Here is a 23,331-nt window from a genome sequence, read left to right as displayed (position 1 = left end):
ACATTCGACGACGTTGTCGCTCCGAGGAGGGCATGAATGACGGTGGATCCAACCTCATCCGGTGAATCCGCTCCACAGGTGGACTCGGTATCGCTCGAGGAGAAGGCCAAGGCCGCCAAGGCCGCTGCCGAGGAGGCCGCCCGCGTTGCGGCGGAGGCGCTGGCGGCGGCAGAGGCCGCGGAGCAGGCCGCCGCAGAAGCAGCGCGGGTCCAGGCGGCGAAGACCCCGGCCAAGCCGGCGCCGGTCGAAACCGCTCCCGCCGACGGTCCGGCGGCCGAAGCCACGCCCGCCGCAGCGGCCCCCGCCCCGGTCGAGACCGCCGCCGCCCCGAGCCCTGCCGCGCAGGAGATCGCCGCGGGCTACGCGTTCGAGGGCGCGGCGCTGGAGCTGGGCACGGTGATCGTCGACGGCGTCGTGGATCCCGCTGCGCGCGTCCGGATTCCGCTCGCCACGATCAACCGGCACGGACTGGTCGCGGGCGCGACCGGCACAGGCAAGACGAAGACCTTGCAGGGCATCTGCGAGCAGCTCTCGGCCGCGGGCGTGCCCGTGGTGATGGCCGACGTCAAGGGCGACGTGTCCGGGCTCTCCGCGCCAGGCGAGTCGAGCGAGAAGATGGTCGCGCGGGCCGTCTCGACCGGCATCACCGACTGGGTGCCGACCGGGTTCCCGGTCGAGTTCCTCTCGCTCGGCACCGAGGGCATCGGCATCCCGGTGCGTGCGAGCATCACCAGCTTCGGGCCGATCCTGCTGAGCAAGGTGTTGGGGCTCAACGAAACCCAGGAGTCCACGCTCGGGTTGATCTTCCACTGGGCGGACACCCAGGGCCTCGCGCTGCTCGACCTCAAGGACCTGCGCTCGGTCATCGCGCACCTGACCTCCGACGAGGGCAAGGCCGACCTCAAGGGCATCGGCGGTGTCTCCTCGGCCACCGCGGGCGTGATCCTGCGCGCGCTGGTCAACCTGGAGGCGGACGGCGGCGACACCTTCTTCGGCGAGCCGGAGCTGGAGACCGAGGATCTGCTGCGGGTCGGGCCGGACGGCAAGGGCATCATCACGCTCTTCGAGCTGGGCGCGCAGGCGGCCCGCCCGGTGATGTTCTCCACCTTCCTGATGTGGGTGCTCGCCGACCTGTTCCAGACGCTGCCCGAGGTCGGCGACGTGGACAAGCCCAAGCTGGTCTTCATCTTCGACGAGGCACACCTGCTGTTCACGGACGCCTCGAAGGCGTTCCTGCAGCAGGTGGAGCAGACCGTCAAACTGATCCGCTCGAAGGGCGTCGGTGTGTTCTTCTGCACCCAGCTGCCCACGGACGTTCCCAACAACGTGCTCTCGCAGCTCGGCGCCCGGATCCAGCACGCCCTGCGCGCGTTCACCCCGGACGATCAGAAGGCGCTGAACAAGACGGTTCGCACCTACCCGAAGACGGAGCACTACGACCTGGAGAAGGCACTGACCTCGCTCGGCATCGGTGAGGCGGTGGTGACCGTGCTGTCCGAGAAGGGCGCGCCGACGCCGGTGGCGTGGGCGAAGATCCCGCCGCCGCGGTCGCTGATGGACACCATCGGTGAGCCGGCGATCAGGGCGGCGGCCGCGGCGAGCCCGCTGCACGCGAAGTACGGCCAGACCATCGACCGGGAATCTGCCTACGAGAAGCTGACGGCGAGTGTGTCCGGCGCGCCGAACGTAGACGGCCTCGACCTGCCGCCCGCCCTGCCGGATCTGCCGGACCTGCCGCCCCCGCCGCCGGACGAGCCGAGCGCGGTGGAGAAGATCATGGAGAACGCGGCGGTCAAGAGCTTCCTGCGGTCGGCGGCCACCGTCGCCGGACGCGAGATCTCGCGCTCGATCTTCGGCACCGGCCGCCGCCGCAAGCGCTGACGCACTGTGCGCGGTTGACGAGTCCATGGACTCGTCAACCGCGCACAGGCGGCGCAGCCGCCTAGCCCTTCGGGAGCAAGCGGGGAACTACCTTGCCCGCCGGGTTGCGGGGGAGTTCGTCGAGGAACGCGACCTCGCGCGGGACGCAGTGCCGGGCGAGGTGCGCCTTCACGTGCGACTTGATCCCGTCTTCCGTCAGGCCCGCGCCGTCGGGGTCGTCGGTGCGCACCACGTAGGCGGCCAGCCGCGCGCCGAACTCCGGATCGTCGATGCCGACGACCGCGTTCTCCAGCACCCCGGGCAGCTCGCTGAGCAGGTTCTCGACCTCGCGCGGGTAGACGTTCTCGCCGCCCGAGACGATCATGTCGTCGCTGCGTCCGTCGAGGAACAGCAGACCGGTCGGGTCGAAGTGCCCCAGGTCGCCGGTGGACATCAGCCCGCCGCTGATCTCCTTCTCGCTCCCGCTGCGGGTGTAGCCCTCGAACAGCATTCCGTTGCAGACGAAGACACGGCCGACGGTGCCGTGCGGCACCTCGTGGCCGCGATCGTCGAGGATCCGCACCACGGTCCCGAGTGGGGGACGGCCGGCGGTGGTGGGGTGCTCACGCAGCTCGTGCGGCTGCGCGATCGACGCCCAGCTCACCTCCGTGGAGCCGTAGAAGTTGTACAGCACGGACCCGAACACCTCGAAGGTCTTGTGCACCACCCCGGTCGGGATCGCCGAGCCGCTGGCCGCGATCACCCGCAGCGTGGAGAGATCGACGTCCCGATCACCGGCAGGCAGGTCGGTGATCCGCTGCAACATCGTCGGTACCACCCACAGCGCGGTGGCCCGGTGTGCGGCGACCTGGGCCACGGTGCCTGCCGGGTCGAATCGGCGGGTGAGCACCATGGTCGAGCGCAGGGCAAGGCCGACCTGAGCGGCGGCCAGGCCCCAGGTGTGGAAGATCGGCGATGCGACGACCGTGGTCTCGGCGCTGCGCAGGGGCAGCCGCGAGAGCAGGGCGGACGCGGGCATCCAGCTGCGCGGTTCCGGCCGGTTTGCGCCCTTGGGCGTGCCCGTCGTGCCTGAGGTGAGGACGACGATCCGGCCGCGCCTCGGACGGCGGGCCAGCGGCGCGGTGCTCCGCCGCCCGTCCACGAGCAAATCCTCGAAGCCCACCAGGTCCGAGGCCTTCGCAGCCTCCACGGGCTCCGCGTCGGCGAACACCGCGACGCTGGGGGCCGTGTCCGTCAGCAGCGGGGTGAACTCGGAATCGACCAGCAGCCAGTCGATCTTCTGTTCCGCAAGCACCTCGGCGAGCTGGGTGGTCGAGGCCCCGGTGTTCAGCAGCACCAGGTCGGTGCCGAGCCGTGCGGACGCGCCCATCGCGATCAGGAAGCCGCGGTGGTTGCGGGCCAGGATGCCGATCCGCCCGCGTTCGCGCAGCCCACGCCCGTGCAGCGCGGCGGCGAGCGCGTGGGCGTCCTCATCGAGCTGCCGGTAGCTGATCGGCCCCCGGTCGTCGATGACGGCGATCCGGTCGCCGTCGCGGCGCGCGGCCACCGCGAGCAGGCCGCCCGCGGTGAAGTCCCACTGGTACCAGGCGGAGACGACGCCGGCGAGCCTGCTCGGGCCCATCGGGCCGACGATGCCCGCCTTGGTGACGGGGACGAGTCCCTTGAGTAGGTCGGTTGCTCCGGTAACGCTCGGCATCTCGGCGGTTCCTCCTCGATCTGGGGTCTTATGGCGACGGCCACAGCCCCCCGGTAACTTACTCGGCGGTAAGGATCGTGCCAATGGGCGTGTGCCCGACTGCTCGTGTGGGTGACCGATGGCCGGCGGGTGGACACCGTCCGCGCGCATGGCCGACCATGGGGCGATGACACTCAGTGCCGACGAGGCCGACCTGTTCGAAGCCTCCCGGGGTCGCCTGGAGGCGATCGCCTACCGGCTGCTCGGGTCGGCCGGTGACGCCGAGGACGCGGTGCAGGACGCCTACCTGCGCTGGCACGCGGCGGACTGGGACCGGATCGAGACGCCCGAGGCGTGGCTGACGAAGGTGCTCACCAATCTCTGTCTCAATCAGCTCACCTCGGCCAGGGCCCGGCGGGAAACCTATGTGGGACAGTGGCTCCCCGAGCCGGTGCTCGCCGGAGACCGGATGCTCGGTCCGGCCGACACCGCCGAGCAGCGCGAGTCGGTCTCCCTCGCGATGCTCCTGCTCATGGAGCGCCTCTCGCCCAACGAGCGCGTTGTCTACGTGCTGCGCGAGGCGTTCGGCTACCCCCACCGCGAGATCGTCGAGATCCTCGGCCTCAGCGAGTCGAACTGTCAGCAGATCTACCGGCGGGCCAAGCAGCACGTCACCGGGCGTTCCCGCGCCACGGTCGACGAGGCCGCCACTCGGCGGATCGTCGAGGAATTCCTCGCCGCGGTCCTCAGCGGCGACACCGATCCGCTGATCCGGATGCTCGCCGACGACGCGGTCGGCATGGCCGACGGCGGTGGCCGGATCCCGGCCCGCAAGACGCCGGTCCTCGGTGCGCTCGAGATCGCGCGCTACCTGAGCCACGTCTTCCGTCTGACCGACGCCAAGCGCCGCTATGTCGGTGGCGATCCGGTGTTCTATGCCTGCGTGGTCAACGGTGGTCCCGGTGTGTTGGCGCAGGTCGGTGAGCGGGTCTTCGCCGTCTTCGCCCTCGACGTCACTCCGGACGGCATCGCGGCGGTCCACATCCAGGTCAACCCCGAGAAGCTGGGCCGCATCACGCGCCAGTGGGAGGCGGAGGGTCCGCACAGCCCGCTCGCTGTGACGTGGTGACCCACATCACATAGCGTTCGTGTCAGGGATCGCGCGCCTATCCGGTTCATGAGGTGAGTCCACACCGATAGGAGCGAGCCATGAAGCACCGCATTGTCGTCCTCGGAGCCGGGTACGCCGGAGCCACCGCCGCCGGCCGTCTCGCCAAGCGACTGCACAGCGACGACGCCCTGATCACCCTCGTCAATGCCGACCCCGACTTCGTCGAACGGGTGCGCATGCACCAACTCGCGGCCGGTCAGGATCTGCGCCCCCGCCCGCTGCGCGAGTACTTCGCCGGCACCGGCGTGCAGGTCGTGACCGCGCTGGTCACCGCGGTCGACGTCGATCGCAAGACCGTCGATCTCGACGGCGGCGATTCCCTCGGCTACGACAGCCTCGTCTACGCCCTGGGGAGCGTCGGCGCCGACCACGGCGTCCCCGGTGTTTCGGAGCACGCCCACAGCGTCGCAGGCAAGCAGGCCGCGTTGCGGCTGCGCGCGCGGCTGAACGAATTGTCCCCGGGCGCAACGGTCGTGGTCGTCGGCGGCGGCCTGACCGGCATCGAGGCCGCCACCGAGATCGCCGAGACCCGCCCGGATCTCGCGATCTCGATCGCCGCTCGCGGAGGCGTCGGCGACTGGCTGAGTGAGAAGGCCCAGCGTCATCTGTGCGGCACGTTCGACCGGCTCGGCATCACGGTCCACGACCACATCGACATCACACGCGTCACCGCCGGCGCCGTGATCGACGGTGCCGCAAGGGAGATCCCGGCCGATATGACCGTGTGGACAACGGGTTTCGCCGCGCATCCGCTCGCGGCTGCCACCGCACTCCAGGTGTCCGGCAACGGACAGATCGTGGTCGACCGCAGCATGCGCTCGGTCTCGCACCCCGATGTCTACGCCGTCGGCGACGCTGTGCTCGCCGAGGGTGCGGGCGGTAAGCCACTGCGGATGTCCTGCGCCTCGGGCGGTCCGACGGCGTGGCAGGCCGCCGATGCCCTCGCCGCACGTTTGACCGGTCGCGAGGTCCCCGAGACCACGATCGGCTACAACTTCCAGTGCATCAGCCTGGGGCGCCGCGACGGAATCATCCAGCCCGTGACTCCCGATGACCAGGCCAAGCCCACCGCGATCACGGGCAGGGCCGCCGCACGCATCAAGGAGCTCGTCTGCTCGGGCGCGGCCTGGGGCATCGGTCATCCGACCCTGCTGATGCCGAGCCGCCGCCGGCACGTTGCGGCAACCGGCGTAGCGGAGTCCGGCCTCGTCACCCCGCGACGCGGCTAGAGCGAGGATTCCCTTCGGAGCAGGTCGTCGATCGTCTCGCGACGGATCAGTTCGCGCGCCGAGCCGTTGCACACCGCGATGATCGGCGGCCTGCCCACCGAGTTGTAGTTGGACGCGAGGCCGTGGTGGTAGGCGCCGGTGCCGGGGATCGCCAGCACATCGCCGGGGCGCACGTCCGCGGCCATGGCGACGTCGACGGCCAGCTCGTCACCGGATTCGCAGTGTCGACCCGCGACCGTGACCGGTATCTGGGCGCCCACCGGATGCCGGTTGGCGAGGGCGACGCTGTACCTGGCCGCATAGAGGCAGACGCGGGGGTTGTCGCTCATGCCGCCGTCGACGCAGACGAAGGTGCGCCCGCCCTCGATCTGCTTGACGGACACGACCCGGTACACCGTCACGCCCGACCTGCCGACGATGGCACGGCCCGGTTCGAGGGTGATCCGCGGCCGCGGGAACCGGTGCCGCGCGCAGGCCTCGTCGAGCGCGTCCTCGATGGTCGCGGCGAGCAGGGTGAGGTCAAGGGGCATGTCGTCGAATCCGTACGAGACCGCGTGGCCGCCACCGAGATTGAGCTCGGTCAGGATCAGTCCGTGATCGTGGTACACCTGAGCCATCTGGGCGATCATCCGGTGCACCGCGGCGCCGAAGTGCTCGGGATCGGTGATCTGCGACCCCAGGTGGCAGTGCAGGCCGATCAGGTTCAGGTGTTGCTGGTCGAGTACCCGCGCGATTGCGGCGTCCGCCTGGCCGTGATCGATGGGGAACCCGAACTTCTGGTCCGCCACACCGGTGCGGACCGCGCGGTGACCGTGCACGTCGATGTCCGGGGTGACCCGGACCAGCACGTCCTGCTTGTGGTCGAGCGCCGAGCCGAGGACCGCGATCTCGGTGTGCGAGTCGATGACGATGCGGCCGACGCCCGCGTCGAGGGCGGCGGTGAGTTCGGCGGGGGTCTTGGCGTTGCCGTGCATGATGATCCGGCGCGCGTCGACGCCCGCCGAGAGGGCGATGGCCAGTTCCCCGGCCGAGCACACGTCCAGGGCCAGCCCCTCCTGGCTCACCCAGGAGGCGAGCGCCCTGGTCATCAGCGCTTTTCCGGCGTACGCGATCTCGGCCTCCGGGAAGATCTCGCGGTAGGTGCGACAGCGGTGCCGGACGTCCAGCTCGTCGATCACGTAGCTTGGCGTTCCGTACTGGTCGGCGATATCCGACAACGCGACGCCGCCGACGGTGATCCGGCCCTGCTCGTCGTGGTGGGTGTTGATCGGCCACACCGCGGGATCGAGCCGCGGGGACATGGCGGAGCGGAGCGACGGGAAGATGTCGAGAAGGGTCACCGGGTTCTCCTAGGGGTGATGGTTCACCCTCCGGAGTACTCGCGTTCGGGCGCGTGGACGCGGCCCCTGACGCGACCTTGACGCCGACCCGTCACGGCTTGACGTCATCCTGACGAATCGGCGTTCGCAGGCAACCTGACCACCTGCGCGGCGTAGGACAGCCCGGCCCCGAACGCGATCAGCAGGGCCGTGCCGCCCGCGGGGGCCTCGCCGGACCGGAGCAGCGTGTCCATCGCCAGCGGGACCGACGCCGCCGACGTGTTCCCGGATTCGACGATGTCGCGCGCGACCGCGGCATCGGGCGAGAGGCCCAGCCGCTTGGCGATGATGTCGGTGATCCGGAGGTTCGCCTGGTGCGGGACGAAGGCGTCCAGCTGCTCGGGCGCAACGCCCGCCCGGTCCAGCGCGGCCCTGGCCACCTTCTCCATCTCGAATGCCGCCCAACGGAACACGGCCATCCCGTCCAGCTTGACGGTCGGCCGTGGTCCGGTCGGATTGTCGCGGTAGACATCCCAGGACGGTGCCTGGCAGATCACGTTCGCCTGCGACCCGTCCGAGCCCCACTCGACCGGTCCGATCCCGGGAGTGTGCGACGGTCCCACCACCACGGCCCCGGCGCCGTCGGAGAAGATGAACGCGGTCGTCCGGTCGGTCAGGTCGAGGCATTCGCTCATCCGCTCGACACCGATGATCAGGACGTGCTCCGCGCTGCCGCCGCGGACCATGTCGGAGGCGACCGCCAGGGAATGACAGAAGCCGGCGCACCCGGCCGAGACGTCGAACGCGGCCCCGTAGACGCCGAGCCGGTGCGCGATCTGCGGGGCGACGGCCGGCGACTGGTACAGGTAGGTCGACGTCGCGACGATCACGCAGCCGAACTGCTCTGGCGCCACCCCGGACGACGCCAGCGCGCGGTGTCCCGCAGCGACGGACATCTCGAGGATCGACTCCTCCGGCCCGGCGAACCGTCGGGTCTTGATCCCGGACCGGGTCTGGATCCATTCGTCGCTGGAGTCGATGCTCTGACAGATCTCGGCGTTGTCGACGATGCGGGACGGCCGGTACACCCCTAGGCCGAGGATGGCGCTGTGTGGTGAGCCGGTGGTGACGGTGATCGGGGCGGCCATCGTTCATCTCCTGATGGGGCGGATGTTGCCTTGCCGCTTCAGCATGGGTCCTGGCCGGGCCAGACGATAGGCACCCTAGGGGGCATCGATCGCACCCTAGAGGGTGTCTCCTAGATGGTGGCCCGTTCCGCGCCAACCGCGAGGTCGTCGAGGGCATCAACGGCCCTCATCGCTCCTCCAAGAGCCCGCGCAGGTACTCGGCGGTGTCCGGGCGCGCGGCATCGACGGCCATGACGATCCGTTCGCGGCGATCGTCAGCGAGCGCGGCGAGCGCACCGATGAACTTCGGGAGTTCGTTCCTCCGACGCATGAGCAGCGCGTTGAGGAAGTCGGGCACCTCCCGCCAGCGCGCGCCGTGGCCGAGCTCCACGATCGCGAACACGCGGTCGAAGTTGCTCGGGAAGTCCTTCTCGTTCGTCCAGGCGCGATCGACCCGACCGCTCTCGCGGAACGCCTCGGCCGCGGATCTCCAGTCCTCGGGCCAGTCGTCCGGGATCGGATCGAGCACCGGCTTCCTGTTCGTGCCGCCGAGTGCCTCGTGGATCGGTTCCCACTGTTCGTCGTCACGGACCCAGCGGCCGACCGTTCGGCGCACGAGCGCTCGCTGCGCATCGCCCCAGGTATCGGTCGCCGTGAGGAACGCGCCGCTCGCGTCCTCGGCACCCGTGACGAACATCGAGCCGGTGCGGATGCTGTGGTGATCCCCGCGCGACTCCAGCCAGTTCGGCAGCACCCGGGCGGTGGCGGCACCAGCCGTTGTCGGATCGGCTTGCGAGAGAACGCCGTAGGCGGCCTCGTAGATGCCGTAGTCGTCGAGCGGGTGCAACGACCACAGGATCGCCTCGATGGTTTCCGGATCGATCGCCCGCCCGTCGAGGGCGTCGAGCATCGCGAGGTACCGGTCGATGCCTGCCTGCTGGACGGCGTCCTCGTCATCGCTGAGCGGCTCCGCCTCGTCCTGATGGATGCTGCCGCCCAGGCGGATCAGCTCGTCCCGCCACGCCTGATCGCGGCCGCCCTCGTCACTCATCTCCGGTCCTTGTCCGATCCCGCTTGATGTACTTCTCGGCCAGTGCAAGTGCGGTGTCGTCGAGCGCGCGACCCGGCACGAAGAACGCCGCCTTCCCCGCCATGTTCCGAAACACGATGGTGCCCTTGATGCGCACCGCGCTGGAGAGCGAATTCCACGGGGCGCGCGATGATCCGAACCCGCCGTCCAACCCCAGCCCGTCCGCGTCGATCCGCACCGTGAGTCGCGATCCGACACCCATGCCGTCTTCGATTGCCTTCGTGGCAACGCGACGAAGGATGACCCCGAAGACGACAAGCAGCAGCATGAGGGCTGCGATCACCCCGAATGCGAACGCTCCGACCGGGCGACCCGACACCGCCGACACGATGCCGACGACCAGCGCGATCGGGAGCGCGATCGCGCCTGCGATCCGCAGGCGACGCGACACCGCCGCAGCGACGAAGGCCCGCCGGACAGCCGCCTTGTCCACAGCATCGATCGTGATGCTGTTCTCCCACACGGCCCGTGGCTCGCTTCCGTGCATCGCCGGCTCGGTGAGCGCCGCACGAATCCGCTCGTACGCCTGCCGAGTCTCGGGCGGCGCCAGGAAGTCATCCAACGGCGCCCCACTCGCCTCGAAGTCCGCCTGCTCGAGCAGCGCGATGCCCAGTGCGGCGATCCGCTCCGGCGATCGTTCCTCCAGATAAGCGGCCCACGCCTCCAGCGCGGTGATCGCGCGCAGGAGATCCGGATCCATGTCGCCATCCGACAGATCGCCCTCGTCGATCTCCCCGATCCATACCCGAAGCTGCTCGGCAGAGGCCGTACCCGCTCCGTCGGCCGCCGCGCTGACGGCGCGTGCCCCGGCCTCCGTCAGCTCGGCGGCCGCCGCCGCAGCCACGCCATCCGCTGTGAGGAGTTCCCGCGTGACCGCGAGCCCGAACTCGGCCTGCGCCTGGGCCGTAGCGTGGGTTGCACACTCACGAACGGCGTTCTCGACTTCCGCATAGCAGGTCATCATTCGTCGTCCTCACCTTCGGCCTGCCATGCAGCTTCAAGTTCTTCGAGCACAGTGGGCGGCATACCCTCGTCCCATCCGTTGGACTCCACGTATCCGCGGATGTCGACGGCGTCTCCGGTGACGGACTCGAACATCACATCCGGGATCAACCATCCCGGATCGTCGTGTGCGCCCAGCGCTTCCGCCGTCCAGTCCTGGCCGGGATGCCTCGGGTTCCCGGTCGGAATCGAGAGGTCGTTCGCCGGGTCGAACGACGCACCGGCGCCCGCCACCGTGCCGGAGACGACACGGTCCTGCAGCACATGCACATTCGCCCATCCCGCGCGATTGACCGACGGCACATCGGCCTCGCTGCGGAACCTCTGGTAGTAACCCGGCTGGGAGTACCAGTACAAGGCCGCCGCGGTGGCACGATCGAGCTTCGGATGCGCGGCCATCCATGCGATCAGGTCGGACTTGCCGTCGTAGTTCATCGCGAGTGCCGTCACCAACCACTCGGTCGCGGACGCACTCTCCAGGAACTCGCGCATCAGGCGCAGCTCCAGCTCGTCGAAGTCAACGCCCATAGTTCACCTTCCCCAGCGGGACCGGTGTCGGATTCGATGCGACCCACGCGACCGCGAGTTCGCTCAGGCGATACACCTGCGCGTCATCCCCGTCGCCGGATTTCAAGGCCCGCGAGAGGCTTTGGGCCTCCTGCAGTTCGCCGGCCGGGAGCGGGGTGCCGCTCGCGTAGTGCTCGGGCAGCGCGGCGAGCATGTGCCTGAAGTCGCGGCCCCAGTTCGGGCTGCCGTCGTCGAGGATCTCCCGCGCGATCCGTCCGGTGAGGCGGACCACCTCGCCCTGCACGGTCGTCGCAGGGCCGTTCGACGGCACCAGCAACTCCCAGAGCGCCTGATGCTGGTCCTGCCACGCGCCCGCGGGAACCGCGATCGGCGAGACGCCGTCGTGCCGCCGACGCCCGGCAACGGGCGTGACGCCGAACAACCGGTAGAGCTCCGTGAGGCCGGCGTCGGTCTCGTCGAGGAAGTCGGGGTTGAAGCTGTCCCGGTGGAACTCGAACTCGGTGCCGATCCGGGTCGCCGCGGCCCGCATCTCCTCGGTGACGGGATCGCCGGCGTCGAGGAGCAGCTTCGCGACCCGGGCCATGCCAGGGATGACGAAGTTCCGCGTCCGACGAAGACCATGCAGCATCGGGGTCTCGCCCGCGCCGTTCAGAGCGCGGGCATCGGCGCCGTGTTCGAGCAGCACCCGCGTCGCGTCGGGGCGTTGGCCTCCCGCGGCGGCGTGCAGGGGCGACTCGCCATACCGGCTCGGTCGTTGGATGTCCGCCCCGAGCGACAGCAGGAGCGGGATCTGCTCCGCGCGACCCCTCGATGCTCTCGTCCAGAGTGGGGTGTCCTCATAGAGGTCCGCGGCGTCGACATCGAGTCCCTGCTCGACCAGCCAGATGATCAGCTCGTCCGGGCACTCGACGAATCCGATGGCGGTCTGCTTGCTGGATCCGCCGCGAGCATCGAGCATCGACTTGTCGAACACCGCCTTCAGATCGTCAAGCGATTCGGTCTTCAGCTTCTCGTCGAAATCCTTCGGCAGGGTCCTGCGCTTCGCCACGAGGGCCTCCTTGTATCGGGTCCATCTGCCCGGGTAGTTGATCATCGGGCGGAACCCGAGCGGCAGGCGGGGAAGAGTAGCGTCGTGGATGTCGAGGGCAATTCGTATATGCGCGGTCAAGCCATGTCGTCCTCGGCGCTCAACCGGTCCGCAGGCGAAGGGCCGAGAACTGGAGCGCCGCCATGGCGTCGAACCCGACCGATGTGTCGAATTCTCAAGCAGATTCTGCGTCTCCCGACCCTGCTCAGGCGCTGGAATCGTCGCCCTCCTGCCCGGCGTGCCCACACAGCCTGGAGTCCCACGACGCGCTCGGTATCCGGTTCTGCGCCGCGACCACGGACCGTCACCTCGAGCGGAAGTGCATCTGTGCCGGTGAACAGGTGATCGGGCAGCATTACACGCGGTACTGAACGAGAAATCGCCTTCGACCGGATTCGGCTCGCGGGCAGCGAGCCGAATCCGGTCGTGCGTTCACCAGCCGGACCCGGAACCGCCCGATCCGGTGTTGGCGAGGATGGTGCCGATGACCATTTGCGCAATACCGGCGACAGAGCCAACAAATTCCACGGTGTCCTCCGACTTTCCTCATCGCCGATTGTCCGGCGTAGCCAAGAACTTAGCCTAGCTATCTTGTGAAAGCGCTGTGTTTCCACAAGCTCCTGGCCGCAGGCCCCTAGCCGCCCAGCTTCTTGTAGAAAGTGCCGACGATCGGCGCGACCACCGCGCGCGGGCTGTACTGGCCCGCCACCGACATGCCCTTGCTCAGGATGCCCGGCACCACGCGCATCTTGTTCTTCGCGAGGGAGTCCAGCGACAACTTGGCGGTGTACTCGCTGGAGATCCAGAAGAAATCGGGGACCAGCTTGTCGACGATCGAGGCCTCCGCCGGGTCCGGGATCTCCGTACGCACCGGGCCCGGTGCGAGCAGGGTGACGTGCACGCCGGTGCCGGTGAGCTCACCGCGCAGCGACTCGGAGAAGGTGTTCACGAACGCCTTGGTGGCCGCGTAGGTGGCGTTGTTCGGGATCGGCATGTTGCCCGCCGCCGATCCGACCATCAGGATGCCGCCGGAGTCCCGCGCGAGCATTCCGGGCAGCACGGCAAGCGTGAGGTCGTGCACGGCAACGGCATTGAGCTCGACCTGGGCCCGCTCGTAGGCGGGGTCCAGCTCGGACACCGGGCCGAACGTGGCGATCCCGGCGTTGTTGCACAGGATGCTGATCGGGCGTTCGGCTAGCTCGTCGACGAGGCCCCCGCGCTGGTCCCGATCGGACAGGTCGACCGCGCGGACCTCGACCTCGACGCCGTGCGCCGCGGTCAGCTTCGCCGCCAGCGCGTCGAGCAGGTCGCCGCGACGGGCCACCAGGATCAGCGAGTATCCGCGCGCGGCCAGGTCGGTGGCCAGCGCCTCGCCGATGCCGGAGGAGGCGCCGGTCACGACCGCGCGGGAATCAGGGGTGGGGGTAGGCAGGCTCACGGGCTCAGGCTAGCGGGTCAGATCGCCGCCGCGAGGCGGGTGCCCTGCTCGATGGCCCGCTTGGCGTCCAGTTCGGCCGCGACGTCCGCCCCGCCGATCACGTGCGTGGTCACCCCGGCCGAGGCCAGGTCGCCTTCGAGCTCACGCACCGATTCCTGACCCGCGCAGATCACCACGTTGTCGACGGCGAGGACCTGCGCCCGTTCGCGCTTCTCGCCGAAGGTGATGTGCAGCCCCTCGTCGTCGATCCGCTCGTAGTTCACACCCGAGAGCTGGTGCACGCCCTTCTTCTTCATGGCGGCCCGGTGCACCCAGCCGGAGGTCTTGCCGAGTCGTGCGCCGATCTGGCCGGGCTTGCGCTGGAGCAGGTACACCTCCCGCGGCGACGGCTCGGTCGTGGGCGCGGTGAGCGAGCCTGGTGCGGCGTCGGACTCGGTGACGCCCCACTCCCGCTTCCACTCGTCCAGGTCGAGGGTGGGGGAGCTGGCGTGGGTGAGGTACTCGGAGACATCGACGCCGATGCCGCCCGCCCCGATCACCGCGACGCGGTCGCCCACCGGCCTGCCGTCACGGACCAGCTCGGCGTACGAGAGCACGCTGGCGTGGTCGATGCCGGGGATGCTCGGAATCCGCGGGGTGACGCCGGTGGCGAGGACCACCTCGTCGTACCCGCCCTCCGCGAGGCGGCCTGCATCGACCCTGGTGCCCAGGTGCACCTTCACGCCGTTCAGTTCCAGCTGCCGGGTGTAGTAGCGGATCGTCTCGGCGAACTCCTCCTTGCCGGGGATCCGCCGGGCGATGCCGAACTGGCCGCCGATCTCGGCGCCGGCCTCGAAGAGTTCGACGGTGTGGCCGCGCTGGGCGAGTCCGACGGCCGCGGCCAGGCCCGCGGGTCCGGCGCCGACGACGGCCACGCTCTTCGCCCGCCTCGTCGGTGCAAGCACCAGCTCGGTCTCGCGGCCTGCGCGGGGGTTGAGCAGGCAGGACACGTTCTTGCGGACGAATGCGTGATCGAGACAGGCCTGGTTACACGCGATGCAGGTGTTGATCTCGTCGCTGCGATCGGTCTCGGCTTTGCGGACCCAGTCGGGATCGGCGAGCATCGGCCGGGCCATCGAGATCAGCTCGGCGTCGCCGCGGGTGAGGATCTCCTCGGCTACCTCCGGCATGTTGATCCGGTTCGACGCGCAGACCGGGATCGACACGGCCGCGGCGACCTTGGCGGTGAACTCGACGAATGCGGCCCGCGGCACGGAGGTGACGATGGTGGGCACCCGAGATTCGTGCCAGCCGATGTCGGTGTTGATGATCGTGGTGCCGGCATCCTCGAGTTCGTTTGCCAGGGCTGAGATCTCGTCCCAGGTCTGGCCCTTCTCCACGAGATCGGCCATGGACAGCCGGAAGACGATGATGAAGTTCGGCCCCACCGCCGCGCGGGTGCGCCGCACGATCTCGACCGCCAAGCGACGCCGGTTCTCGGCGCTGCCGCCCCACTTGTCCGTGCGCTTGTTGGTGCGGGCCGCGAGGAACTGGTTGATGAAGTACCCCTCGCCGCCCATGATCTCGACGCCGTCGTAGCCGGCGGACTGGGCGAGCTCCGCGCAGCGCACGTAGTCGTCGATGGTGCTCTCGACGCCGCGGCCGGTCAGCGCCCGGGGCCGGAAGGGGTTGATGGGGGCCTTGATCGAGGAGGCCGACACGCTCAGCGGCTGGTAGGAGTACCGGCCCGCGTGCAGGATCTGCAGGGCGATCTTGCCGCCCTCGGCGTGCACGGCGTCGGTGACCTCGCGGTGCAGCTTCGCGGCCTTGCGGGTGGTGAGTTTGGCCCCGAGGGGCAGCAGCCAGCCGGTGCGGTTCGGTGCGTAGCCGCCGGTGATGATGAGGCCGACGCCGCCGCGGGCCCGCTCGGCGAAATACGCGGCGAGCTTCGGGATGTCGCGAGTCCGGTCCTCGAGCCCGGTGTGCATCGAGCCCATCACCACGCGATTGCGGAGCGTGGTGAAGCCCAGGTCCAACGGGGACAACAGGTTCGGGTACGGGTTGCTCACGTGGGCGGCCTTTCGGGTCGGACTCGGGCTGGAGTGGTGGGGTCGGGGTCAGGGGCGCGGGAGCGGAGCCCGCGGAGCGACCAGGGGGCGCGGGAGCGGAGCCCGCGGAGCGACCAGGGGGCGCGGGAGCGGAGCCCGCGGAGCGACCAGGGGTCACAGGAGCAGAGCCCGCGGAGCGACCAGGGGTCACAGCGCATCGAGCACCTCCTGGCACCAGGCGGTGAAGCCCTCCTCGACGCGGATGCCGCCACGCAGGACCAGGTACTGGTGCAGGTCGGTGCCGGACAGCCGGTCGGGTGCGGGGAAGTCGCGCTTCTCGATCAGTCGGTAGACCTCGAGCCGCCGGGCGTGGTCGTCGCGGTGCCTGCCGACCTCGGCGCGCACGTCGTCGAGGTCGCCGAAGGATGCGGCGCGGATCTTCACCGCCAGCTCGTTGCGCAGGTTCCCGGCCTCGGTCGGTTCCGCGATCCACCGCCGCAGCTCGGCGCGGCCGGCGTCGCTGACGCGGTAGACCCTCTTGTCCGGGCGGCCGTCCTGGCCGACGGTCTCGCCGTCCACCCAGCCGGCCTCGTCCATCCGCTTGAGCACGCGGTAGATCTGCTGGTGGCTGGCGTTCCAGAAGTAGCCGATGGACTTGTCGAATCGACGCGCGAGCTCGTATCCCGACCCGGAATGTTCGGAGAGCGAGACCAACAGCGCATGTTCGAGTGCCACGGGATCGAGTATCTATGCAACGAGGAGACTATGCAACTGAGTTCATATCCACGCAGTTGATTCCTGCCGGCGAACGCCGGCCCGAGACGGTCAGAAGACCCAGCGGAGCGCGGCCACGATCTCCCGGGGGCTCGAGTCGGCGAAGCGTGCCACCTCGGCGCGTCGGAGGTCGGCGACGGTGGCCGCGAGCTCCGGCCCGAGCGCCGCCCCCAGCACGGCGTCGGCCTCGAACGCGTCGGTGGCCTCGGTGAGCGTGCCCGGTAGCGCGCGGATTCCGAGCCGGGCCCGCTCGTCCTCGCTCAGCCCGGCCGGGTCGACGTCCACCAGCCCGGGCAGGTGTGAGCGCTCGGCGAGCCCGGCCAGGCCGGCGAAGATCAGCGCGGCGATGCACAGGTACGGGTTGGCCGACTGGTCGAGGACCTTGACCTCCAGGTTGGCCGCGCGGCTCTCCTCGCCGCGGCCGCCCGTGATCAGGCGCAGCGCGGTCTCGCGGTTCTCGTGGCCGCACGCCTGGAACGGGGCCGCCCAGTGGCCGGGAACGAGCCGCAGGTAGCTCGCGACCGAGGGTGCGCCGACGGCGAGCAGGGCGGGCAGCCGGTGCAGGATGCCCGCCGCGAAGGACTCCGCGGCGTCCGTCATGCCGCAGGGCCCGTCGCCGCCGTCGTGCAGGTTCACCCCGCCGCGCCAGATGGACAGGTGCACGTGGCCGCCGTTCCCGACGCCGTCGGCGACCACCTTCGGGGAGAAGGAGGCGCGCAGGCCCCGGTCGGCGCTCAGCGCCCGGATCGTCTCGCGTACCAGCACGAAGGTGTCGGCGGCGCCGAGCGGATCCTCGGCGGCCACGGACAGCTCGTACTGCCCGGCCGCGTACTCGGGGTGGATCTGCTCCACCGCGACGCCCTGTTCGCGCAGCGCGGTGAGCAGGTCGGCCAGGTAGTCCGAGTGTTCGACGAGACGGGTGAACCCGTAGGCGGGCCCACGGGTGGCGGGCACGAAGTCGTCCTGGTCGAGCCCGAGGGTCCATTCCACCTCGATCGCGGACTTCGCGGTCAGGCCGGCGTCGGCCAGTGCCGTGACCGCGCGACGGGTGACGTCCCTGGCATCCTGCGGGTGCGGAGTACCGTCCTGCGTGTAGCGGTCGGCGGGCGCCCACGCCCAGCCGGGCTGCGCGGCGAGTGCGACGGTCCGGTTCAGGTCCGGCAGCAGCCGCAGGTCGCCAACGGGCCCACCCGCGCAGCGGCCCGCGATGATCGAATCGTCGGTCGCGAACGCGTCGAACACCGGCGACGCGCCGACGCCCCAGGCCGCGGCGTTCGCCAGCCGATCGACCGGGACCGCCTTCGTCCGGGTGATCCCGCTGTTGTCGACCCACGTGAGCGCCACCCCGACCACGCCCTGATCGGCCAGCCGCGCCGCCACCGGGCCGGCCTCCGCGGCCCGCCGCTCACGCTCGTCCCGGTCCATTGCGGCTCCTTCGCGCGGTCCCTGATCAGCGGCGATTGCCCTTCAGCGGCAGAATGGCGGTCATGGCACGATCCTCAGACGATACGTCGGCGCGGCCATCGAGACCGGGCGAACGGCGCCTGGAGGAGCTCGTCGGACAGATCGCGCTCGTCGACCACCACTGCCACGGGATCGTGCGGGGCCCACTCGACCGGGCCGGGTTCGAATCGCTGCTCTGTGAGGCCGATGCGCCCGGTCGCTGGCACGGGACGCTGTTCGACACCCAGGTCGGGCTCGCGGTCCGGCGCCTGTGCGGGCCCGTGCTCGACCTGCCGGCGCACGCGCCCGCCGACGACTACCTCGCGCGCCGCGCCGAGCTCGGCCCCGACGAGGTGGCCCGGCGGCTGTTGCGGGGCGCCGGGATCTCCGAGTTCTTCGTGGACACCGGCTTTCGGCCCGACGGACTGACCTCGCCGGACGAGCTGGCCGCCTGTGCCGGGGCCTCGGCGCGGGAGATCGCCCGGCTCGAATCGGTCGCGGAACGGGTGATCGCCGTCCATGGCGCTGGCGATTTCGTCGAGGCCTGCCGGGACCGTCTGGCGGCCGCGGCGGCGACCGCGATCGGCTTCAAGTCGATCGCCGCGTATCGGGTCGGTCTGGATCTGGCCCCGGAGCGTCCGCCCACGAACCAGGTGGCCGCCGCGGCCGCACGGTGGGCTGCCGGGATCGAGCGGGGCGCGCCGATCCGGATGGCCGACGAGACCCTGATCAGGTTCCTGATCTGGACCGCCGTCGATCTCGGCCGGCCGATCCAGTTCCACACCGGATTCGGCGACGCCGATGCGGATCTCGGCCGCTGCGATCCGCTGCTGCTGGCGCCGCTGCTGCGGGCAACGGCCGGTCGCGGGGTACCGATCATGCTGCTGCACACCTACCCCTTTCATCGGAACGCGGGCTGCCTGGCGCAGGTGTTCGACCATGTTTTCGTCGACGTCGGCCTCGCGGTGCAGAACGTCGGGAGCCGGGCCGGCCAGGTGGTGGCCGAACTGCTCGAACTCGCGCCCTTCGGTTCGGTGCTGTTCTCCTCCGACGGCTACGGGCTGCCGGAGCTGTTCCACGTCAGCGCCATGCTGTTCCGCCGCGCGCTGTCGGACTTCCTGGCGGCGGGAGTCGATGGCGATGCCTGGTCCGAGCGGGACGCCGAGCGGATCGCGTACCTGATCGCCGCGGAGAACGCCCGCCGCGCATACGGTCTCGACGACGGGGGAGCCGGACGCGGTTCGCTCGCCTAGGCTCGCGGTCATGGGCCCCGAGGCGATCGGTACCGGCGTCACCCGCAAGCAGGTCTTCGCGTGGGGGCTGTGGGACTGGGGCTCGGCCGCGTTCAACGCCGTGATCGTGACGTTCGTCTTCTCCGTCTACCTCACCGACGCGGTCGGCGACGACCTGCCGGGCTCGATCTCGGCGAGCACGTGGCTCGGCTGGTCGCTCGGCGCCTCCGGCCTGCTGATCGCGGTCCTGGCGCCGGTCACCGGGCAGCGCTCGGACGCGACCGGGCACCGGCGACGCTCGCTCGCGTTCCTCACGGCGGCGGTGGTGGTCGTGATGGCGGCGATGTTCCTGATCGAGGACCGGTACCAGTACCTGTGGGCCGGGCTGGCCCTGCTCGGCATCGGGTCGGTCCTGTTCACGCTCGCCGAGGTGCCCTACAGTGCGATGCTGCGCCAGGTGTCCACCCCGGCGAATGTGGGCAGGGTGTCCGGGTTCGGCTGGGCGATGGGCTATTTCGGCGGCATCGTATTGCTGCTGGTCTGCTACTTCGGGTTCATCGTCGGCGACGGCGACACCCGCGGACTGCTGGGCCTGAGCACCGACGGGGGATTCAACATCCGGATGGTGGCTCTGGTGGCGGCACTGTGGTTCGCGGCGTTCGCGATTCCCGTATTGGTCGCGGTACCGGAGCTGCCCCGCACGGAGGCTGATCCAGGAGCGGCCCAGGCGGGGTTCTTCGCGTCCTACGGTGTGCTGTGGCAAGACCTCAAGGAGCTGTGGACGGCGGATCGCCGCACCGTCGGGTTCCTGTTTGCCAGCGCGCTCTTCCGTGACGGCCTGGCCGGGGTGTTCACCTTCGGGGCGGTCCTCGCGGTCAATGTCTACGGCATCGCGTCCTCCGACGTGCTTCTCTTCGGCGTGGCCGCGAACGTGGTCTCCGGGGTCGCGGCGCTGGCGGCCGGGCGGTTCGACGACACCCTCGGGCCGAAGACGGTCATCGTCGCCTCGCTCGTCGCGATGCTGGTGGCCGGCGGGATCCTGCTGGTGGTCTCGGGTCCGGTGGCGTTCTGGGTGTTCGGGCTGCTGCTGTGCGTGTTCGTCGGCCCCGCGCAGTCGGCGTCGCGGACCTTCCTCGTGCGGATCACCCCGACCGGGCGGGAGGGGCAGATGTTCGGCCTGTACGCGACCACGGGCCGGGCGGTCTCGTTCCTGGCGCCGACCCTGTTCGGGGTGTTCGCGTGGCTCTTCGCCAGCGATCGGGCCGGCATCGTCGGCCTGCTCGTGGTGCTGGCGCTCGGGCTGGCGGCGGTGCTGCCGGTGCGGGCGCCCGAGCGCGACTACCGCCGCGAACCCTCGTCGGTCTGAACCTTGAGCTTGTCGGCGAACAGTCGTCGCTGCACGATCCAGCCGGCCGCGGCGAGCGCGATCCAGAGCAGGGTCGAGGTGACCTGCTCCCAACCGGCCTCCGGTTCGTGCAGGAAGGAGAGGGTGTCGCTGGTTCGTCCCAGACCGGCCAGGATCATGCTCGCGCCGCCGATCGAGGTGAGCCACAGCAGCGCCCTGGCCCGGTACTTGTCGGCGAGGAACGCGGACGCCACCGCGACCGCGAGGATCACGATCCCGCTGAGCGCCCAGTTGTTGTCCCCTGGCTGCAGGACGTCCGCGAGCTTCGCGCCCGCCATCGCGCCGGTCAGGCCGCCGATGAAGTAGGCGGAGAACTTGAAGATCAGCGTGGTGACCACCCACGAGGCGACGGCGCCGATGAGCGCGAACAGGATCAGCGTCGTCAGCGAGGCGTTGAACAGGTCCGCGATCAGCCAGCCGAGCCCGAAGCCGGCGGCGAGCACGGCGACGTGCAGCGAGCCGATGCCCCAGAAGCAGAGGACGACACCGACCAGGAGTACCGCGATCCCGCTCATTTTTCGTTCCCTTCGATTCGCGCGAGGACCGCTTCGGCCAGCGCGTCGGGTGCTTGTTCCGGTATCCAGTGGCTGACGCCGTCGAGCTCGACGAAACGGTAAGGGGCGTCGACGAATTCGCCGCAGCGCTCCGCGCCGGCGCGGCCGAGCGCCTCGTCGGCGGAGCCCCAGACGTAGGTGGTGGGTACCCGGACCGGGGGAATGCCGCCGAAGTCGGCGCGCATGGCGCGGTACCAGGACAGCGCGGCCGTCAGCGCGCCCGGCTCGGTGAGGGCCCGCACGTGCTCGGCGACCTGATCGGGATCGAGGTCGCCGTACGCCGCGCGCAGGCGCTTGGCGTCGTCGTCGAGCAGCAACTTCTCCGCCACCTGGCCATCCCGGAAGACGCTGATGTAGCGCGACCGCTTCTGCTGGTCCGCGTCCTCGCGCAGCGCCCAGCCGAACGCCGACGGGTGCGGAACGGACACCGCGGTCAGGCTCTCGACGCGTTCGGGGTGGTGTGCGGCGAGCCACCAGGCGACCACCGCACCCCAGTCGTGCCCGACCACGTGTGCCGACGCGATGCCGGTGGCGTCCATCAGGGCCACCACATCGGCGCCGAGCAGTTCGATCGAATAGTGCTCGACACCGACCGGTCGGGCGCCGGGGGAGTAGCCGCGCTGCGACGGCGCGATCACCCGGTGTCCGGCCGCGGTCAGCAGCGGGGTCAGCGGGCGCCAGCAGGCCGAGGTCTCCGGGAAGCCGTGCAGCAGCACGATCGGGGGGCCGTCGGCGGGACCGGAGTCCTCGACGTCGAAGGTGAGTCCGCCGGCGGTCACTGCGGTGTGAGTACGATCGTCCACGGAATCCATTTGTCCCTCAACGCTCGTCGTTGCATACCCGGTATGGGCTGAGATTACCGCTCGGGCCTCGAAAAGGGCGACATTCGTGGGCGGCCCCGATCGTGCCCACTTCGGCCGTGTGCCCGGGGTTTGTGACGATGAGGTGAGCGCATCGGCCGATCCGGTTCGTCCGGTTCCGGAAGCATGCTAAGTATCTCTTGGTACCAGGTGACCCGGCGTGGTACTTGAGGGGTTTTCGGGAGTGAACTGTGACGATTGCCAATGGTGGGGTCCGCGATGACGAGCCCCTGCGAATCGCCGGACGGTCGGTGGCGAACTGGCTGGACGCCGCAGCGACCGACCTGACCGCCGCGGTGATCGAGCGCCTCGTCGACGACCTGCCGATCTACAAGGAGCTGCCGCAGGAGGTGGTGCAGGGCGAGATCGCGGACATCGTGCACCACAACATGGAACTGTTCGCGACGCTCGTCCGTGAGCGTCGGCCCGGGCGCAAGGCAGAGTACGTCGAACAGCGGAACTCCTCGGCCAGACGCGCGGAGGAGGGCGTCCCACTCGATGCCGTGCTGCACGCGTACCACGTCGGCATCGGGATGGCGGCCGAGGAACTCTTCGCCGACGCGGAACCCGGCGACATCGGCGACGTGCAGACGATCATGGTGATGGTGCTCGATTTCCTGCGCCAGTTGACCCTCGAGGTGAGTTCGTCGTACCTCGAGGAGCGTCAGATCATGGACAGTCAGGAGAACTCCGGCCGCCGCTCACTGATGGCCGCGCTGGTCGCCGGGGAGCCGCTGGATGCCATCGCGCAGCGAACCGGGCTCCGACTCGCCCCGCACTATCTCGCGATGAGTCTGTCGATCGGGGAGCACGTCGACGAGCGCGGCGACGGCGTCAGCGGGACGGTCGCGGGCAGGCGAAAACTGCGCAGGCTGCAGGCCGAGTTGGACCGGATCACCGGGGAGCCCGCGCTCACCGTCATCGACAGCAGTGGGGGGACGGCCCTGATCCCGTGTCCGGGGAACCCTCCGGAATGGGACGTGCTGAAACGGATGGTCGATCGCGCGCAGGCGGTGGTGGGCACCGAGATCCGGGCGGCGGCGCTGGTTGCTGCGCCCGCCGAGGTGCCCGCGGCGGTGGAGCAGACGGCCGAGATCATCGCGCTCATCTCGCGATCGGGCCGCCCACCGGGGCTGTACCGGCTGCGCGACGTGCTGCTCGAGTATCAGCTGAGCAGGCCTAGCCCCGCACACCCCGAACTGGCAGGCCTGCTCGAGCCACTGGTCGCGAGGCCGGAGCTGATGCAGACTCTCGAGGCCTATGTGGCGAGCGGACTGAACCGCCGCGCGACGGCGTCCGCGCTCCAGGTACACGCCAATACCGTCGACTACCGCATGCGGCGCGTCGCGGAGCTGACGGGGCTGAACCCGGCGGACCCCGCCGACCTCCCGCACGTGGGGGCGGCGCTGGCGGCCCGCAGGGCGCTCGCCTGAGCGGAGGGCCCCGCGGACCGTCTCGGGCATAGTGGAGGGCTCGCGGCGATCCGGCG

20 protein-coding genes are annotated in these 23,331 nt (G+C 70.0%); 7 read left to right on the top strand and 13 right to left on the bottom strand.

Annotation, left to right across the window (positions count from 1 at the left end; genetic code table 11):
* Window positions 1-36: 36 nt before the first annotated feature.
* A complete protein-coding gene (locus tag ABIC28_RS23840) occupies window positions 37-1,881 on the top strand; it encodes a helicase HerA-like domain-containing protein (RefSeq protein WP_097211489.1) in 1,845 nt (614 codons plus the stop codon).
* A gap of 61 nt (window positions 1,882-1,942) precedes the next feature.
* On the opposite strand, the gene ABIC28_RS23835 is transcribed toward ABIC28_RS23840, so the two are convergent.
* Window positions 1,943-3,577, bottom strand: a complete 1,635-nt coding sequence (locus tag ABIC28_RS23835) for an AMP-binding protein (protein ID WP_097211488.1) — start codon at window positions 3,575-3,577, stop codon at window positions 1,943-1,945.
* A gap of 166 nt (window positions 3,578-3,743) precedes the next feature.
* Here ABIC28_RS23835 and sigJ point away from each other — a divergent pair, with 166 nt between their 5' ends.
* Entirely contained in the window at window positions 3,744-4,685 is a 942-nt protein-coding gene (gene sigJ / locus ABIC28_RS23830; protein ID WP_354581182.1) for an RNA polymerase sigma factor SigJ, read from the top strand.
* Window positions 4,686-4,765: 80 nt separating this feature from the next.
* Window positions 4,766-5,956 (top strand): NAD(P)/FAD-dependent oxidoreductase, encoded by a 1,191-nt coding sequence (locus ABIC28_RS23825; protein ID WP_354581180.1) that lies wholly within the window; start codon window positions 4,766-4,768, stop codon window positions 5,954-5,956.
* Here ABIC28_RS23825 and lysA read toward each other — a convergent pair.
* From lysA to ABIC28_RS23795, 6 genes are all read right to left on the bottom strand, one after another.
* A complete protein-coding gene (lysA, locus tag ABIC28_RS23820; protein ID WP_097211486.1) occupies window positions 5,953-7,296 on the bottom strand; it encodes a diaminopimelate decarboxylase in 1,344 nt (447 codons plus the stop codon). The genes ABIC28_RS23825 and lysA overlap by 4 nt on opposite strands.
* Before the next feature lie 104 nt (window positions 7,297-7,400).
* On the bottom strand, window positions 7,401-8,423 hold the full coding sequence (locus tag ABIC28_RS23815) for a beta-ketoacyl-ACP synthase III (RefSeq protein WP_354581177.1): 1,023 nt from the start codon (window positions 8,421-8,423) through the stop codon (window positions 7,401-7,403).
* A 166-nt stretch (window positions 8,424-8,589) separates the two neighbouring features.
* A complete protein-coding gene (locus tag ABIC28_RS23810) occupies window positions 8,590-9,453 on the bottom strand; it encodes a hypothetical protein (RefSeq protein ID WP_354581175.1) in 864 nt (287 codons plus the stop codon).
* Complete coding sequence (locus ABIC28_RS23805) at window positions 9,446-10,456, bottom strand: hypothetical protein (protein ID WP_097211483.1); 1,011 nt, start codon at window positions 10,454-10,456, stop codon at window positions 9,446-9,448. The genes ABIC28_RS23810 and ABIC28_RS23805 overlap by 8 nt, the downstream gene beginning before the upstream one ends.
* A complete protein-coding gene (locus ABIC28_RS23800; RefSeq protein WP_354581173.1) occupies window positions 10,453-11,022 on the bottom strand; it encodes a DUF4274 domain-containing protein in 570 nt (189 codons plus the stop codon). Before ABIC28_RS23800 ends, ABIC28_RS23805 begins: the two co-directional genes overlap by 4 nt.
* Complete coding sequence (locus ABIC28_RS23795) at window positions 11,012-12,190, bottom strand: ankyrin repeat domain-containing protein (protein ID WP_354581171.1); 1,179 nt, start codon at window positions 12,188-12,190, stop codon at window positions 11,012-11,014. The genes ABIC28_RS23800 and ABIC28_RS23795 overlap by 11 nt, the downstream gene beginning before the upstream one ends.
* 62 nt (window positions 12,191-12,252) lie before the next feature.
* Here ABIC28_RS23795 and ABIC28_RS23790 point away from each other — a divergent pair, with 62 nt between their 5' ends.
* Window positions 12,253-12,480, top strand: a complete 228-nt coding sequence (locus tag ABIC28_RS23790) for an RGCVC family protein (protein WP_245220986.1) — start codon at window positions 12,253-12,255, stop codon at window positions 12,478-12,480.
* 263 nt (window positions 12,481-12,743) lie between these two features.
* Here the strand turns inward: ABIC28_RS23790 and cmrA are convergent, their stop codons facing one another.
* The 4 genes from cmrA to ABIC28_RS23770 all read right to left on the bottom strand — a co-directional run bounded on the left by cmrA (window position 12,744) and on the right by ABIC28_RS23770 (window position 17,773).
* On the bottom strand, window positions 12,744-13,547 hold the full coding sequence (gene cmrA / locus ABIC28_RS23785) for a mycolate reductase (RefSeq protein WP_097211480.1): 804 nt from the start codon (window positions 13,545-13,547) through the stop codon (window positions 12,744-12,746).
* 17 nt (window positions 13,548-13,564) lie between these two features.
* Entirely contained in the window at window positions 13,565-15,595 is a 2,031-nt protein-coding gene (locus ABIC28_RS23780; protein ID WP_354581168.1) for an oxidoreductase, read from the bottom strand.
* Between the two features lie 186 nt (window positions 15,596-15,781).
* Window positions 15,782-16,309, bottom strand: coding sequence for a PadR family transcriptional regulator (locus ABIC28_RS23775; RefSeq protein WP_077042177.1), 528 nt, complete (start codon window positions 16,307-16,309; stop codon window positions 15,782-15,784).
* A gap of 90 nt (window positions 16,310-16,399) precedes the next feature.
* A complete protein-coding gene (locus tag ABIC28_RS23770; RefSeq protein ID WP_354581165.1) occupies window positions 16,400-17,773 on the bottom strand; it encodes a glutamine synthetase family protein in 1,374 nt (457 codons plus the stop codon).
* A 62-nt stretch (window positions 17,774-17,835) separates the two neighbouring features.
* Here ABIC28_RS23770 and ABIC28_RS23765 point away from each other — a divergent pair, with 62 nt between their 5' ends.
* Both ABIC28_RS23765 and ABIC28_RS23760 read left to right on the top strand, forming a co-directional pair.
* On the top strand, window positions 17,836-19,044 hold the full coding sequence (locus ABIC28_RS23765; RefSeq protein ID WP_354581163.1) for an amidohydrolase family protein: 1,209 nt from the start codon (window positions 17,836-17,838) through the stop codon (window positions 19,042-19,044).
* Window positions 19,045-19,054: 10 nt separating this feature from the next.
* Window positions 19,055-20,389: an MFS transporter gene (locus ABIC28_RS23760; RefSeq protein WP_354581161.1), complete on the top strand. Its 1,335-nt coding sequence runs from the start codon at window positions 19,055-19,057 to the stop codon at window positions 20,387-20,389.
* Here the strand turns inward: ABIC28_RS23760 and ABIC28_RS23755 are convergent.
* Window positions 20,362-20,943, bottom strand: coding sequence for a DUF4203 domain-containing protein (locus tag ABIC28_RS23755; protein WP_097211476.1), 582 nt, complete (start codon window positions 20,941-20,943; stop codon window positions 20,362-20,364). The two genes, ABIC28_RS23760 and ABIC28_RS23755, sit on opposite strands and share 28 nt — an antisense overlap.
* Window positions 20,940-21,785, bottom strand: coding sequence for an alpha/beta fold hydrolase (locus tag ABIC28_RS23750; RefSeq protein ID WP_374102886.1), 846 nt, complete (start codon window positions 21,783-21,785; stop codon window positions 20,940-20,942). Before ABIC28_RS23750 ends, ABIC28_RS23755 begins: the two co-directional genes overlap by 4 nt.
* A 248-nt stretch (window positions 21,786-22,033) precedes the next feature.
* Between ABIC28_RS23750 and ABIC28_RS23745 the strand changes: the two genes are divergently transcribed.
* A complete protein-coding gene (locus ABIC28_RS23745; RefSeq protein WP_354581158.1) occupies window positions 22,034-23,275 on the top strand; it encodes a PucR family transcriptional regulator in 1,242 nt (413 codons plus the stop codon).
* Window positions 23,276-23,331 lie beyond the last annotated feature (56 nt).

This window comes from Rhodococcus sp. PvR044, assembly GCF_040548995.1.
Taxonomy (GTDB): Bacteria; Actinomycetota; Actinomycetes; order Mycobacteriales; family Mycobacteriaceae; genus Rhodococcus_G; species Rhodococcus_G oryzae.
The sequence above is the reverse complement of the archived record's forward strand: the minus strand, read 5'-3'. Positions and strand labels throughout refer to the sequence as shown.